Source organism: Polyangium jinanense, assembly GCF_028435265.1.
Lineage (GTDB): Bacteria > Myxococcota_A > Polyangia > Polyangiales > Polyangiaceae > Polyangium > Polyangium jinanense.
This window is the reverse complement of sequence record NZ_JAGTJK010000048.1, coordinates 1-15,501: the sequence shown is the minus strand read 5'-3', so window position 1 is coordinate 15,501 and position 15,501 is coordinate 1. Positions and strand designations below refer to the sequence as shown.

At 69.7% G+C, this 15,501-nt stretch carries 11 protein-coding genes; 9 read left to right on the top strand and 2 right to left on the bottom strand.

Annotated elements, in window-relative coordinates; all coding sequences use genetic code 11:
* Positions 1-50 precede the first annotated feature (50 nt).
* Complete coding sequence (gene tssD / locus KEG38_RS43755) at positions 51-536, top strand: type VI secretion system tube protein TssD (RefSeq protein ID WP_272426716.1); 486 nt, start codon at positions 51-53, stop codon at positions 534-536.
* Between the two features lie 6 nt (positions 537-542).
* On the opposite strand, the gene KEG38_RS43750 is transcribed toward tssD, so the two are convergent.
* The gene (locus KEG38_RS43750; protein ID WP_272426715.1) at positions 543-1,307 is read right to left on the bottom strand and encodes a crotonase/enoyl-CoA hydratase family protein; all 765 of its coding nucleotides are present in this window, start codon (positions 1,305-1,307) and stop codon (positions 543-545) included.
* 74 nt (positions 1,308-1,381) lie between these two features.
* On the opposite strand from KEG38_RS43750, the gene KEG38_RS43745 reads away from it, so the two are divergent.
* Genes KEG38_RS43745 through KEG38_RS43735 form a run of 3 tightly spaced genes read left to right on the top strand, consistent with a single transcriptional unit; the run spans position 1,382 to position 4,158 of the window.
* The gene (locus tag KEG38_RS43745; protein WP_272426714.1) at positions 1,382-2,575 is read left to right on the top strand and encodes an acyl-CoA dehydrogenase family protein; all 1,194 of its coding nucleotides are present in this window, start codon (positions 1,382-1,384) and stop codon (positions 2,573-2,575) included.
* A gap of 7 nt (positions 2,576-2,582) precedes the next feature.
* Positions 2,583-2,912, top strand: coding sequence for a hypothetical protein (locus tag KEG38_RS43740; RefSeq protein WP_272426713.1), 330 nt, complete (start codon positions 2,583-2,585; stop codon positions 2,910-2,912).
* Between the two features lie 43 nt (positions 2,913-2,955).
* The gene (locus KEG38_RS43735) at positions 2,956-4,158 is read left to right on the top strand and encodes a hypothetical protein (protein WP_272426712.1); all 1,203 of its coding nucleotides are present in this window, start codon (positions 2,956-2,958) and stop codon (positions 4,156-4,158) included.
* Position 4,159: 1 nt separating this feature from the next.
* On the opposite strand, the gene KEG38_RS43730 is transcribed toward KEG38_RS43735, so the two are convergent.
* On the bottom strand, positions 4,160-4,741 hold the full coding sequence (locus KEG38_RS43730; RefSeq protein WP_272426711.1) for a hypothetical protein: 582 nt from the start codon (positions 4,739-4,741) through the stop codon (positions 4,160-4,162).
* 117 nt (positions 4,742-4,858) lie between these two features.
* Between KEG38_RS43730 and KEG38_RS43725 the strand changes: the two genes are divergently transcribed.
* The 5 genes from KEG38_RS43725 to KEG38_RS43705 are packed head-to-tail and all read left to right on the top strand — an operon-like array spanning position 4,859 to position 15,365.
* Positions 4,859-6,106: a serine/threonine protein kinase gene (locus KEG38_RS43725; protein WP_272426710.1), complete on the top strand. Its 1,248-nt coding sequence runs from the start codon at positions 4,859-4,861 to the stop codon at positions 6,104-6,106.
* Positions 6,103-9,177, top strand: a complete 3,075-nt coding sequence (locus KEG38_RS43720) for a serine/threonine-protein kinase (protein WP_272426709.1) — start codon at positions 6,103-6,105, stop codon at positions 9,175-9,177. The genes KEG38_RS43725 and KEG38_RS43720 overlap by 4 nt, the downstream gene beginning before the upstream one ends.
* Positions 9,174-11,480, top strand: coding sequence for a cyclic nucleotide-binding domain-containing protein (locus tag KEG38_RS43715; RefSeq protein WP_272426708.1), 2,307 nt, complete (start codon positions 9,174-9,176; stop codon positions 11,478-11,480). Before KEG38_RS43720 ends, KEG38_RS43715 begins: the two co-directional genes overlap by 4 nt.
* Positions 11,481-11,497: 17 nt before the next feature.
* Positions 11,498-13,753, top strand: coding sequence for an NAD(P)-binding domain-containing protein (locus KEG38_RS43710; protein WP_272426707.1), 2,256 nt, complete (start codon positions 11,498-11,500; stop codon positions 13,751-13,753).
* A 58-nt stretch (positions 13,754-13,811) separates the two neighbouring features.
* Positions 13,812-15,365, top strand: a complete 1,554-nt coding sequence (locus KEG38_RS43705) for a vWA domain-containing protein (protein ID WP_272426706.1) — start codon at positions 13,812-13,814, stop codon at positions 15,363-15,365.
* Positions 15,366-15,501: the final 136 nt, after the last annotated feature.

Below are 15,501 nucleotides of genomic sequence, written 5' to 3'. Positions count from 1 at the left end.
GGGCAGAGTAAGCTCTTCCAAGATTGGTGCCGAGGCTCGATGGAACCCCCATGGCCCTGAACGCGCACTTAAGAATCGTCGCGGAAAAACAGGGCGCTATCCTGGGCTCGGTCACGCAAAAAGGACGCGAAGGATCGATTCAGGTCATCGCGGCCATGCACGAGATCGTGAGCCCACGCGACCCCGCGAGCGGTCGTCCGACGGGCAAACGCGTGCACAAGCCGTTTGTCGTGACCAAGGTCCTCGATCGGTCCTCGCCGCTGCTCTACAGCGTCCTCGCCCACAACGAGAACATCAAAAGCTTCGAGCTCCAGTTCTACACGCCGGACAAAACCGGCATCGAGAAGCAGCACTACACGGTGCGCCTCGAAAACGCGAACATCAGCTCGATCATCTTCCGAATGCCGAACACGCGCGGCAAGGTCACGTCGCAGCTCCCCGAGCGCGAAGAGGTCGCGTTCACGTACCAGAAGATCATCTGGACGTGGAATGAAGGTGGGATCTCGGCGGACGATGATTGGGAAACGCCGAGATAAAGGCGATTAGCCGACCGTGCCGCCATGACGGCCCGCGCCCTGCGTGAAGCGGGTGGCGCCTGTGATGGATTCTCCGCTCAATGCATTGAGGCCGTGGCGGAGCTCGTTGCGTAATGCCTCGCCGAGGGGGAGATCGAACTGCTCGTAGGCGCTCAGGCGGTCGCCGCGCATGCAGAGCTGCGGGAATGCGGCGAGTTCGTGCGCGAGCTTCTCGGCGGCCTCGCGTGAGTGGCCTTTGGGGACGACGCGGTTCGCGAGGCCCATGCGCAATGCCTCCTCGGCGTCGATCGGCCGGCCGGTGAGGATCAGATCGAGCGCGCGGCCGAGCCCGATGAGGCGCGGCAAGCGGACCGTGCCGCCGTCGATGAGCGGGACGCCGAAGCGACGGCAGAACACGCCGAGGACCGCGTCCTCTTCGACGATTCGCAAGTCACACCAGAGCGCGAGCTCGAGCCCGCCCGCGACGGCATAACCCGCGACGGAGGCGATCACCGGCTTTTGCAGGAGCATTCGCGTGGGGCCCATCGGTCCGTCGCCCTCCGCGTCGATGCGGTTTGGTGCGCCCGCGGCGATCGCCTTGAGATCCGCGCCGGCGCAGAACGTGCCGTGATCACCGTGCAGCACGCCGACGGACGCGTGCGGATCGCTCTCGAAGGCGCGAAAGGCGTCGGCGAGCGCCTCGGCGGTGGCGCGGTCGACGGCGTTGCGGCTCTCCGGCCGGTCGAGGATGACGGTGGTCACGGGGCCCGATCGTTCGACGCGTACGCTCATGGGGCATGGTATGAAGCGTGCGGCGCGCGCCGCAAGGCCGCGGGCGAGACCCGAGACGAACGGAGAAGGCGAGCATGAATTTCGATTTGGAGCCGGAAATCGCCGAGCTTCGGCAGACGGTGCGGGCGTTCGTCGAGGCGCGCGTCGTCCCGAACGAGGCGAAGATCGTGGCCGAAGATCGCGCGGGCCAGCGCGAGACCTTGTCGCGGCTGCAAGCCGAGGCGAAGGCGGAGGGCCTCTGGGTGCCGCATTTGCCGCCGGCGTACGGTGGACGCGGGCTCGGCATCATGGGCATGTGCGCGCTTTTTCGCGAGATGGGCCGCTCGCCCGTGGGCGCGAAGGTGTTCAACTGCGACGCGCCGAACCAGGGGAACATGGATCTCCTGCTCGGCGTGGGCACCGAGGCGATGAAGGAGCGTTACCTGCGCCCCCTCGCGGACGGCGTGATCACGAGCGCGTTTTGCATGACCGAACCCGCGCCCGGCGCCGGCGCGGATCCCTCGAATCTGCGCACCCGCGCCGAGCGCGACGGAAGCGGCTGGGTGATCACGGGGCGCAAGTGGTATTCGACGGGCGGTCGGGACGCGTCGTTCCTCATCGTGATGGCGCGGACGAGCGACGATCCGAAGGGTGGGGCGACGATGTTCCTCGTCGATCGGAATGCCCCGGGCGTCGAGTACGTGCGCGACATCCCGACGATGTCCGAACCGCTGCTCGATCACCGCGAGGGCGAAATCGCGTTCCACGCCGTGCGCGTGAGCGACGACGCGGTGCTCAAAGGCGTGGGCGACGGCTTCCGGCTCGCGCAACAGAGGCTCGTGCCGGCGCGCCTCACCCATTGCATGCGCTGGCTCGGCCTCGCCGATCGCACGCTCTCGATGTGCAAGGAGTACCTCGTGATGCGCGAGAGCTTCGGCAAGAAGCTCGCGCAGCACCAGATCATCCAGCAGAAGATCGCGCACCACGCGCTCGGGATCCACGCGGGCAACCTGATGACGTACCATTGCGCGTCGATGCTGGAGAAGGGGCTCGACAAGGAGTCGCGCCCGTACTCGTCGATGGCGAAGCTCCATGTGGCGCGGCTGCTCTGCGACGTGCTCGACGACGCGATCCAGATGCACGGCGGGCTCGGGTACAGCGAAGACGTCCCGTTCTCGACCTGGTACCGGTATGCGCGGAGCGCGCGCATCGCGGACGGGCCGGACGAGGTGCACGAGGTCGTGATCGCCCGCGATTTCTTCACGCGGGGGCTCGAGCTTCTCGTGTAGGGCAGGCATGACCGGCAAGAAAAAGCCTCTTTCGCCACGGGCGGCGCGCCGGGAAGCCGAACGCGCCGCGGTCAAGCTCGCGCGGGATCGCGAGCGCCTCGCCTCGTTCGAGCCCGGTGGCTCGCCCGAGCGGCCGATCGAGATTACGAGCGCCTCCGAGGTCGAAGTCGCGGCGCGGGGGAAGCCTTGCGCGCGTTGCGGTGGCGAGGTGCGCGTCGACGAGCATCTCGCGGAAACGGTCGGGACATCGCGGCTCCGCATCGCGCGTGTCGTCTGCCCGGCGTGTGGCGCGCGGCGGTCGATCTACTTCCGCCTCGGCGCGGGTTTGCCCAATTGAGCTGCTCGGCCTGGCCTACACTCCACGGCTTGGAGGTGGGCCGATGAAAAGCCGAACATTCAAATCACTCTTGCTTGGCCTCGCGCCGTTCGTCCTTGCTGCGTGCGGGGGAGGGGAAGCCGGTCCGGGGACCCCGAGCGGCGGGCCGAGCGCCGCTTGTGTCGCGCTCGGTTGCGGGGCCGATCAAAAGGTTTGCGTCGAGGACGCGGCCGGCGCGCGTTGCGAGGGGTGCCCGAGCGGCGCGTATGCCGCGTCCTCGGGGACATGCGAAAAACTGTCCGGTACGCCGCGCGCGCATACCTTCGCCGAGTTCACGGTGGAGGCAGGCCAGGAGATCAAGGGGCTCTGCCAGAGCGTCACGCTGAACAACGCGACCGAGATCTGGGTCAATGCTGTCGAGCTTCAGCAGAACGAGTCCTCGCACCATTCCAACTGGACGTTCGTCCCGGCGGACAAGTTCGACGGGCCCGACGGCATCTGGAAATGCTCGGAGCGCGATTACGATCAGGTCTCGGCCGCGCTCGCGGGCGGTGTCATCTACGCGCAATCGACGCAGACCGAGCGCGAGGTGCAGAAATTCCCGGACGGCGTGGCGGTCCGCATCCCGCCGTATTCACGCATCATCGGCGATGTCCACCTGCTCAACACGTCGCTCGCGCCCGTCACGGGCACGCTCACGCTCACGCTGTATGGCATCCCGAAAGAGGAGGTGAAGCACAAGCTCACCCCGTTCCACCTCGACTACCACGGCCTTGCGATCCCGCCGCACGCGAAATCACGCTTCTACGGCGAATGCGCGATGGAAGGCCCGTTCGCGGCCTCGGGCAATACGTTCGACCAGAAGGTCTATTACATCCTGCCGCACACCCACACGATGGCGAAGCGGTTTTTCCTGGAGATCATGGGCGGCCCGCGCGACGGCGAGACCATCCTGGAGCTTTCGGCCTACAACGGCGAGGCGCACGGCCGGGTCTACGAGAAGCCCATCGACATGACGGGCGCCGAGGGCTACCGCTTCGGCTGCGAGTACGACAATCCGCGCGACGAGACCGTGGTCTGGGGCTTTGGGGACGAGGAAATGTGCGAGCTGCTCGGGTTCGCCGAATCGAGCGTGGGCTTCGAGGCCGTGATCTCGTCGGCGCAGGAGGTCGGCACCGACGGCGATCTCCGGCTGTTTTCGGCCCCCTGCGTGACCTACGCGTTCCCGTGGGACCACGACAAACCGGGCGGCCCGCCTCCGCCCTGAGTCATTTCGCCGATTGCAGCATCGTCCGGAACGCGTCGCGCGCGGCCTGCACGGTGTCGCTCGGGCCGGACATCTTGAAGAACCAGGTGCCTCGATCGGGCGTCTTCACGGCCGCGCCGACGAGCCGGAAGTTCTCCTTCACCATCTGCATCGGCGCGCGTTTCTTCGGGCCCACGGGCGGGCCGAGCGCGATCTTGTAGGTCCCCGCGACCTCGACCGTCTCGACCTTGAGCGCGCCCACGTCGAAGCTCTCGCGTTTCGCCTGGGCCCCGACGTTCCCGTCGAACTGGTCGAACCACTCCTTGAACCGCTTCTCCGGATCGCCCGCGGCGCCCGTGCCGTAGAAGAAGACCTCGATGTCGGCCTCCTCCTTGTCGTCGCCGGCCTTGGTCGTCTTGTAAGCGGCCTTCTTCGGCCCGCTCCTGGGCGGATCCTGCGCTGTCCACGCCGCGGGCGCCGTCCACGCGAGTGGGGCGATGGTGGTCGTCGTGGGACCTGCGGACGAGGGCGGGTCGGGCTCCGCGGGGCTCTTGGAGCAGGCGGCGAGCGAGAGGACGAGGAGGGTAGCGTACCGGGAAACCATGATAGACGTCGAAGGGGGCGCCTGGCCCATGGCTACACCATCCCGGGGAGATGCGCACGTCCTGTAAGTCCTCCGGGGGGGTCATCCGTAGGTAGTCCGGCGGATCGGAGACGCGTGATGGAGCAGCTCGGTGATTACCTCGTCCGGCGCCTGGTCGGCGAGGGGGGGATGGGCAAGGTCTACGAGGGCGAGGAGCGCCTGTCGAAGCGGCGCGTGGCCCTCAAGGTCCTGCATCCCGAGCTCGCGAGGAGTGAGACGGGCCGCAAGTTGTTCGTGAATGAGATGCAGATCCTCGCGCACCTCGAGCACCCGAACGTGGTGCGGAGCCTGGCCAGCATCGAGGCGAACGGCCAGCTCGCGATGGTGCTCGAGTACCTCGACGGCCGCACGCTGCGCACGGTGCTCGGCGAGGAAGGGCGGCTGCCCTGGGCCGAGGCGATCCGCATCATCGCGGCCGTGGCCTCGGCGCTCTCGGCGGCGCACGGGCAGGAGCCGCCGATCATCCACCGCGATCTCAAGCCGGAGAACATCATGATGCTGACCGACGGCACGGTGAAGGTCATGGACTTCGGCATCGCCAAGATGCTGCAGGCGATGAACCAGACGAACACGCAGAGCGTGGGCACGCTGCAGTACATGAGCCCCGAGCAGATCGACGCGCGCACCATCGATCATCGCGCCGATCTCTACGCGCTCGGGCTCGTGTTCTACGAGCTGCTCGCGGGCAAACCGCCGTTTTCGTCGGCCTCGCCGCGGCAGCTCCTGAACCTCCAGTGCACGGCCGAGCCGCCGCCGCTCGAAGCGGAGGTGCGGGCCGGTTTGCCGAAGGGCGTCGAGCAGCTCCTCTTCCAGCTCCTCGAAAAAGCGCCGGAGGATCGGCCTTACTTCGCGCAAGACGTGGTCGAGAGGCTCGAACCGTTCCAGGTCGCGGCGCCGGCGCCCGCGCGCACGAGCCCCGGCCGCGTGAGCTCCCACGGCGCGACCACGCCACACCAGAAATCCCCCACGCCCCGCACGATCCCCGAGGCGCCCGATTCGAACGACGAGGGCAAACCCGCGACGCGTTCGAGTGATCCACGATCGGATCGGTCCGGCGACGAGGCGAAGGCCACGCGGCGCGAGACCGCGGGCGCGGGCGCGCGCAAGGACACGATCGCGCTCGTCGATCAGGTGGATCAAGGGCGCGAGGTGCCGACGAAGGTCGCGGTCGGGATCATCGTGGGGCTTTCGCTGCTCGCGGGGCTCGGCGCGTACCTCGTGCGATCGACGCAATCCACGGAGGGTACGCCCTCCACGGGCGCGCCGACGGCGACGGCGACGGCGACGACAAAGAGCACAGCGACGGGCAAGGTGCGGGGGCGATGATGAAACGCGCGCGCCCCGAAGCGAGCGGGATCGAGGCCGGCGCGCCTTTGCCGCCGCTCGGGCGCGCGACGCGTTTCGCCTGCGAAGGCGGGCGCGAGCTGTTTCGTCTCCCTGCATCGGACGAGGCCGCGGCGCGGCGGCTGCTCGGGTTTGGCGAGGCCTCGATCGGCGGGTTCACGCTCGGCGGCGTGGACGACGAGGGCGTGTGGATCGTGCGCCGGAAGTTCGGGACGAACCTCGCGGAGCTCATGCGCGAACGGAAGGGGCCGTGGCCGTGGCGCGAGGCGCTCGGCATCACGCTCGCGGTCGCTGAGGGCCTCGCTGCGTGTGAGAAGGCGAGCCTCTTTCCGGGGCCGCTCTCGCTCGAAGGCGTGTACGTCGACGAGGAAGGCGCCGTGGTGGTCGCGGCGGCGCGGCTCGTGGGCGCGATCCTGGGCGCGCCGGAGGGTGGATCTCGCGGCGGATCGGCGGAGATCTCGCCGCGCTGGACGCCGCCCGAGCAGGCCGCGGGGGCGGTGTGGGACAGCGCCGCGAATCGGTATGTGCTCGGACTTTTGCTGTACCGACTGCTCGCGGGAGAGCACCCGTTCGCGGGCGCGGGCCTGCGGCATGCGCTCGACGAGGCTGCGCAGCGCGAGGCGCCGCCGTTCGTGGACGCGGTGGCGCGTGCGCTTCCCACGGGCTTGCAGAGCCTTTCCTTGCGGCTGCTCGATCCCGAGCCGGCGCGGCGGCCGGATCGCGCCGTGGCGATCACGCAAGAGCTCGGGCGGTTTCTGCGCGGTGAGAGCGCCTCCGCGGCGGCCCCGCGGCCCGCCCGTGAGCGAAAGCCTGTCGAAACTCGCACGCCGAAAGCGGACGAACCCACCGAACGACCTGCGCCGGCGCAACGTGTCGCCGCGGGAAAACCGAGCCCCGCGAAGAGCGCCTGGATCTCCGCGGGCCTGCCCATCGGCGCGGGCCTGCTCGTCGCAGGGCTCGCTTTCTCGCGCCTCGCGCCCGCCCCGCCAGAGACGCCCAAGCAGGAGATCGCGCCCCTCATCACGATGAGCTCCGTCGGCACCACGAGTGAGGCCTGCGCCTCGTGCCATCCGCGACAGGCCGCGGAGTGGCGCCGCTCGGTGATGGCGCATTCGGTGAAGAGCCCGCTCTTCAATGGCCTCGAGAGCCTCATCGAGGAGCAAGTCGGCCGCGACGAGGATTGCCCGAACGGCGCCGGCATCCTCCGACGCGTCAATGCCTCGACTGCGTGCCGCAATCGCCAGAGTGGTTTGCCCGTGACCGGCTCGGGCGGCGAGCACTGGTGCGTCAATTGCCACAGTCCCGCCGAGAAGATCGAGCGCCCCTTGCCGGCCTGGGATGGCCGCGCCGGCGGCGATCCCACGACCCGCAAACCCGTGCGTGACTTGCTCGGCGCACAGGGCATCGAGGGCATTTCCTGCGTCTTTTGCCACACCGTGCACGGCCCCGTCGGGGGTCGCGGCGGCAGTCGCAGCACCTACGAGGGCAACCCCACGTGGACCTCGTTCGTCACGGGCGCCGTTTTTCCGGCCAGACCCGAGGACAACCGCGGATTGTTCGGCATCGCGAACAGCGGCTACGAGCTGCAAAACGAAGAGCTCTTCTTCGACGGCGCGCGCCAGCCGCGCACTGTTGCTTCGGCGTCGGCCGGAACGCCCGACAGCGTCGAACCCCTCGTCCACCGCCGCCCGAGCGAGCGTGCGAACGCCTATCTCCGCACGAGCGAGTTCTGCGGGAGTTGCCATGACGTCCGCCTCTTCGGCTCGGACGTCCTCGGCGTGCAGAAGGGCGAGCATTTCAAGCGCCTGCGCAACGCCTACTCCGAGTGGGCCGCCTGGGCCCGCGACGAGGAGCGGCGCGGAAAAACCCCCGCGACCTGCCAGGACTGCCACATGAGCACGTATCCCGGCGTGTGCGAGCCGGGTCCTTCCGCGAGCGGCGAGGTCGAACCCGAATGCCCGCCCGGCTCCCATTTCGTCGCGCGCGCGCCGGGCGTGTTCCCCACGGGGCGCTCCGCCGACAATTCGCCCAAGGCGACGAACGTCAGCACGCATTACTTCTCCGGCGTCGATCTCCCGCTCTCCGACGAGTTCCCCAATTCGCTCGTCGACGAGACCACGATCGACGTGCACGGCATCCCGCTCGGCGCACGCCGCCGCCGCGACCTGCTCCTGCGTCACACCTTCCGCTTCGAGATCGACGGCGCTCGCCGCGGCGGCACGGGGCTCGAGATCCCGATCGTCGTGGAGAACGTGGGCGCCGGGCACCGCGTCCCCGCCGGATTCAGCCAGGAGCGCGAATTCTGGGTGCACCTCGTCGTGCGGGATCGTGATGGCCGCGTCGTCTACGAGGTCGGCCGCGTGGGCCGTCCCGACGAGGATCTCCACGACAAAACGTTCGTCCGCGTGAACACGAACCCCTCGTCGCTCGACGAGCGCGGCCGTCCGATCGGCCTCTTCGGCGCCGACGTGAGCGACGGCCCCGACGTGCCGCGCTGGTCGCCTCCGCCCGAGCGCGGCGGCACCTCGTTCCGCGGCAAGGGCCTCGTCAACTTCCAGAACGGCTTTCTCCGCTGCGTCCGCTGCATCGGCGTGATCGGCCCCGACGGGCGCTGCGAGCCTGGCCCCGGGCAAGGGTTTTTCCGGGCCGATCGCTTCGACGACGGCGATTACGACATCGACACGGGCGAGTGCCGCTCGAACCTCTCGCTCGATCACGCGCTTTTCGAGACGTATTTCCCTGTCGGCGCGCTCGACGCGTCGCGGGGCCAGGTACGCGGGCCCGACGCGATCGTCGACACGCGGTCGCTCCCGCCGAACGTGCCCATTCGCTTCACATACGACCTCGACGCCGGCGCGCGCCGCGGGCCCTTCCGTGTCGAGGCGCGCTTGCTCTTCCGCGCCTTCCCGCCGTTCTTGATCCGGGCCTTCGCCGCGTACGAGCGTGAGCAGGCGCGGCGCGGCCTGCGCCCGAACGGACCGAACGTGACCGAGGACATGCTGCGCCGGCTGGAGATCGTCGAGCTCGCGCGCGCCGACGTGGAGGTGCCGTGACCTCGGGTTCGCCCGCGGCTTCCGGAGAGCGCGCGGCGTGGCCTCCCGCGGTGTGGGAGACGCCGGTGTTTCGTGGCCTCGACGCGCGCGCGCGCCGCGAGATCGAGGACGCGGGGCGCATGCTCTCGGTGGTCGAGGGCGAGGTCGTGTACCGCGCGGGGGAGGCGGCGGGCGCGTTTTTCGTGGTCGCCGAGGGGATCGTCGCGCTCTCGGCCGTGCGTCGCGGCGAGGATCGGGAGAGCGAGCTGCGTGTCGCGGGCAAGGGCGCGTCGTTCGGCGAGGAGGCGACGGCGTTCGGGGCGCGCAGCGCGACGGCCACGGCGCGCGCGGCGTCGCGGCTCTGCGAGGTGCCGGCGCATGTCTTTCAGCGCGCGGCGGCGCGCAGCGGCAAGGCCGAGGTCGCCGAGCGGCTCGAACGCATCCTTCGCCGCGCGGCCACGCGCGACCTGCTCCACACGATGGCCTTCGCCCGTGCCCTCGATCCCGAGGACGTCGACGTCCTGCTCGACGCGGCCCGCTACCAGCGCTTCGAGCGCGGTCAGCCCGTCTACCGCGAGGGCGATCCCTCGACGGATCTGTTTCTCGTCGCGGACGGGATGATCCAGATCCAGACCGACGACGGCGAGCGCCTGCGCGTCCGCGCCTACCTCGGTCGCGGCGATTTCTTCGGCGACGCGGAGATCGAGGTCGGAACGCCGCGCCTCGTGAGCGCCGTCGCGAGCGGCCCGTCGCTGCTCATCGTTATCGACGCGCGCACGTTGCGAGGCATCACGGCGCGCCATCCGGAGCTGTTCGGCGCGCTCCGCCGCATCGCGCTCGATCAGCAGGCGTCGCAGCGCTCGGTGATCGGCCGCGCCGCGGAGAACGCCACGCAGCATGCGTTTCGTGATCTGTACCGGCTCAAGGTCGCGCGGTCGCTGCTCGTCATCGACCTCGAAACCTGCGTGCGTTGCGGCCATTGCGCGTGGGGCTGCGCGGAGCTTCATGGCGAGGCGCGGATCGTGCGGCGCGGCGACAAGATGGTCGCGCGGGTGGAGGCACGATCCGAGGCGCCGCGCAGCCTGCTCCTCCCGAACTCGTGCCAGCACTGCGCGAACCCGAGCTGCATGATCGATTGCCCCACGGGCGCGATCGGCCGCGAACCGGACGGCGAGGTCTTCATCCGCGAGGCGCTTTGCACGGGCTGCGGGGCGTGCGCCAAGGCCTGCCCCTGGGACAACATCCAGATGGCGACCCGCCCGGCCGACTCTCCGCGCCCCGCGGGCGGCGCCTACCCCGACGTCGCCGTCAAATGCGACCTCTGCCGCGGCTACGAGGGCCCCGCCTGCGTGCAGGTTTGTCCCACCGGATCGATCTTTCGCATGAACCCGAGCGAGGAGCTCGCCGACGTGCGTGACCTCGTCCTCGGCGGATCCACGGCCCGCGCCGAGGTGCAGAAACAAGGCGCGAGCGCAGCCGGCCTCGTCGCGGGCGGAGCGATCGCAGGCGCGGCGATCGGCGTCGTGGGCGCGATCATGCACGCGCGCGGACTCTGGCACGCGGACGCGGGCCTCGGCGGCGCGGCGGGCATCCTCGCGGCCGTGGGGTTCGTCTTGCTCGTCCTGTACGCCGTGCCGAAGCGCCTCGTGCGCCTGTGGATGCGGAAGCGCGCGGGCGACGAGAATGCCGAGCCGCGCACACCCATCGCATCCCGCGTTCGCCCGCAGCTCGCGATTCACCTCGCGCTCGGCCTCATCACGACGGGCCTCGTCTTCGCGCACGCCCCGATGCACCCGATCGCCCCGTCCACGGCCGGCGGCGCGCTTCGACTCGTCTTCCTCGTGAGCGCGCTCGTGGGAGGCCTCTCGGCGCTCGCGTATGCCTGGATTCCGCGTCGCATGGCCCGCATCGAGCGCTCGGCCGCGCTGCCCGAAGACTTCGCTGCCGCGCGAAGGGACCTCGTCGACAGGCTCTATCGCGAGGTGAGCGGCAAGAGTGATCTCGTGAAGAAGATCTTCGAGAAGATCCTCGTGCCCTTCGCGATGTCGACGTTCGGCCCGCTCGCCTTGCTCGCGAGCGGCCGGACCTTGCGGCAGGAGGAAGAGGTGTTGCGAGCGCGCATCGAGCGGGTCCTCGAAGGGCGCGGCAAGGAGCGTTTGGCGGGGCTCGACGGGCTCGTGCGGATCGTCGTGGAGCTTCGCGCGCTGCCCGCGCAGAGGCTCCTCCTGCGGCTGCTCCGCGTGGGGCTCCCGCTCCACATCCTGACGTTCGGCATGGCGATGGCGCTGCTCGTGGTGCACGTGGCGGCGGTGATGAAGCGGTGAGGGGAGGCGATCGTTCCATGGCAGATCGCGATCGTCGGGACGAACCATCCGCGGGCAAACCTCCGGCCGCGTTGCCCACGCTCTACGCATCGCCCCTCGGCGACGCCCGTGATCGTGCCGCCGTCCCGCGCGAGCTTCCTCGTGGCCGCGCGGCCAAGCGAGCCGAAAAGACCTCCGACGTCACCCGCTTCCGCGGCGTCCTCACGGCCACGGTCGTCGCCGCCGCCGCCGCGGGCCTCTCTGCCTTCCTCGTTCCGCCCGCCGGCGGCCACGCCTCGCCCGGCCCCCTCTCGCGCCCACACGCGCGCGCCCCGAGCGTCACCTGCGCGAGCTGCCACGGCACCGCCGGGGCCGAAAAACGCCCCGACGAAGCCTGCGCCTCGTGCCACGGCCCGCACGCGCCACGCCGCCGCCCGCACGAGCGCCTCTTCAAATCCGGCGCCCTCCGCTGCTCGACCTGCCATCCCATCCATCAAGCTGATCAGGGCGTCGCCTTCGTCCCCGGCGAGCCGCCGATCCGCTTCGCCCCCGGCGTCGAGCGCGCCCTCGACGACGCGCCGCCCGCGCACCTCGAAGCCACGGTCCCCATCGTCACGGCTGCGAGCTGCAAGGGATGCCACGACCCGCGCTCGCCGCGGGATCCCATCTCGCGCTGTTTCGCCCCTGGCACCGAAAAACTCGGCCCCGACAAACCGTCCCTCTGCTTCGACGAGCATCAAACGGCCTTGCCTCCGGACAGGCCCGAACGTCCCAGCGCCCAGCCCCGCGCCCGCGTCTGCGCCGCGCAGCACGGCGACGATCGTCCCGTCGCCTGGGATGCCGCGCGCGACGTCGCCCTCGCCGTCCCCAAGCTCGATCGCCCGGCGACGAGCGCGCTCACGTGGCTCTGGCTCGGCACGGGCACGCTCGCGTTCGCGCTCACGCTCGGCCTCGTCCGCGGCACGGGCGCCCTCCGCGCGCGCCGCCGCAAGGTTCAGGACAAACCCCAGACGACCGAGGCGCTGCTCAAGCCTCAAACGCGCGTGCGCCTCCCGCAGATCGACACCCAGACCTGCCTCGGCTGCTACGCCTGCGTCGACGCTTGCCCCTACGACGTGCTCGAAGTCCAGAAGTACGTCGCGGTCGTCGTGCGCCCCGAGGCTTGCTGCGGCCTCACGCTCTGCGAGCAACGTTGCCCGAACGGCTCGCTACGCATCACGGACGGCGACACCATCGGCGACAGGCCACGCATTGACGACGCCCTCCAGAGCCAGGACACCCCGGGCCTCTTCCTCGCCGGCGACGTCACAGGCCTGCCGCTCATCAAAAACGCGATCCTCCAGGGCGCGCACGCCGTCGAGAAGATCGCCGCGAGCCTCGAAGCGGAAGGGCCATTTGCAGGCTCGGGCGAGCGTCCGAAGGACCTCGTCATCGTGGGCGCGGGCCCCGCGGGCATCAGCGCGGCGCTCCGCGCGAAGGAGCTCGGCCTCTCGTTCGAGGTCATCGAGCAAGGCTCGGTCGCCCAGAGCATCCGCAGCTTTCCCCGCGGCAAGCTCGTCTTCGATCAGCCCCTCGACCTGCCCCTCACGGGCAAGCTCTGGCTGAAAGAATCCACGAAAGAAGAGCTCCTCTCGCACTGGATGCGCATCATCCGCAAGGAAGAGCTCCCCGTCCGGCAAGACACGCGCATGACGGCCGTCTCCCGCGAGGCCGACGGCAAGCTCTTCCGCGTCACGACCGAGCCCCGCGAAGGTGGTCCGCCGCGGGATGTCCTCGCCCGCCGCGTGCTGCTCGCGATCGGCCAGCGCGGAACGCCTCGCCGTCTCCCCATCGAGCTCTCGCCCGACGTCGAGGCCCGCGTGCATTACCACCTGGCCGACGCCCGGAGCTTTGAGGGCAAACGAGTCATCGTGGTCGGGCTCGGCGACGTCGCCATGGAGATCGCCGTCGCCCTCGCCCGGCAGCCCGGCACCACGGTCACCGTCGTCCACCGCGGCGCGACCTTCACGCGCGGCAAGTCGCGCAACATCGACGAGGTCAAGCGCATGCACGCCGCCGGCCGCCTGAGCCTGCGCTTCGAGACCGAAATCCGAGCCCTCGACCCGGACGTCGCGACCGTCCGCGCCCGCGGCCGAGACGAGCGCGTCGCTTACGACGCCGTCTTCGTCCTCATCGGATCCATCCCTCCCTGGGACACCTTGAAGGCCTGCGGGGTCCGCGTGGCCGCAGAAGCGCACATGGGACCAGATCGTTCCCCCTCGATCTTCGTCCAAGGACCCACCGGCGCACCGTAAGCTCGTGCTCGCGAGCACCGTTGTTGCAGGCGCCGATGCTCGATACCCGGAGAGAGCCATGAAATCGTCTCGCGTCGCCGTCCTCGCCTTCGCAGGCATGCTGCTCACGAGCCTTTCCGTCTACTCGTTCACCCCTCCCGGCGGCCTGCCGTCCTCGCCCGAGCCCACCATCGGCGCCGAGGCGATCGAAGAAGATTCCACGACCGAAAAGACGACCGACGCGACGAACCAAATCGAGCTCGCCCACTTCACCGCGGGCTCGACCGTGATGATCGACGGGCGCATGGGTCACCCGAAGGTCCTCAAAAACCCGCGCGGCGAGACGTTCCTCATGCTCGAAGCCCGCGCGAATGGCGGCGATCGCGCCCAAACCGCGCCCCAGGTGAACCTCTCCATCGTCATCGACCGCTCCGGCTCGATGAAGGGCACCCGCCTCCGGAACGCGATCAACGCGGCGATCGGCGCCGTCGAGCGCCTCCACGACGGCGACATGGTCTCGGTCGTCACATTCGACACGCGCACCCAGGTCGTCGTCCCCGCCGTTGTCATCGGTCCCTCGACCCGCAGCTCGGTCGTCTCTTCGATCTCCGGTATCACGCTCGGCGGCGACACCTGCATCTCCTGCGGCATCGAGACCGGCATGGCCGAGATGGGCCGCTCCAGCGACGGCCGCATCAGCCGCATGATCGTCCTCAGCGACGGCGACGCGAACCACGGCCTGAAGGACGTCCCCGGCTTCCGCAGCCTCGCGCAGCGCGCCCGCGACCGCGCCATCGGCATTTCCACGGTGGGCGTCGACGTCGATTACAACGAAAAAATCCTCTCCGCAATCGCCGTCGAATCGAACGGCCGGCATTACTTCGTGGAGAACGACGCCGCACTCGCCCGCGTCTTCGAGGGCGAGGCCGAAGCCCTCACGCAGGCCGTCGCGAGCGGCGCCGAGGTCGACATCGATCTCGCCCCCGGCGTGGAGCTCGATCGCGTCTTCGATCGCTCCTTCCGCCGCAGCGGCAATCGCATCACCGTCCCGCTCGGCACGTTCAGCGGCGGCGACGTGAAGACCGTGCTCGTGAAGCTGCGTGTGCCCGCAGGGTCGAATGGCGAGCTGCCCGTCGCGACCGTCGACATGCGTTACAAGGATCTCGTCAAGAACGAGGACGGCCGCTGCAGCGGCAAACTCGGCGTCGAGGTCGTCGACGCAAACGCGAGTGATCTCGACGCGGTCGTCGCCGGCCGCGTGAACCGCAGTGAGACCGCCTCCGTACTCGAAGAGGCAAACCGCCTGTTCGAGCAAGGCAAGGTCGCCGAGGCCCGCCGCCGCATCGAGAGCCGCGAGCAAGCCCTGCGCGACTCGGCCGCGAAAGCGAAGACCGCCGCCCCCGCAGCCCGCGCCGCCGACGTCGCCCAGGACTTCGATCGGCAGCTCGCCGTCGTGCAGCAAGCACAATCCGGCTTCGCCGAAGCCCCCGTCGCCGCCGCGGCCCCGGAGCCCGCCGCCGGCCCATTCGCCACGCCTCCGCCCGCGGCAGCGCCGATCGCTCCCACGGAGTCGCGCCAGGGCCGCAAGGCCGTCCGCTCGAACCAGGAAGCGGCGACGAACATGGGCTTCTGACGAACGTCAGCGTAGCGCCGGGGTTTCCACCCCGGACCCCGACCAGGGGTTGTCCACCCCTGGACCCGGACCAGCGCAAGCGCTGGACCCGGGGTCGATGAACTGCGCATCGCGCAGTTCATCGAACAGGCCGAGG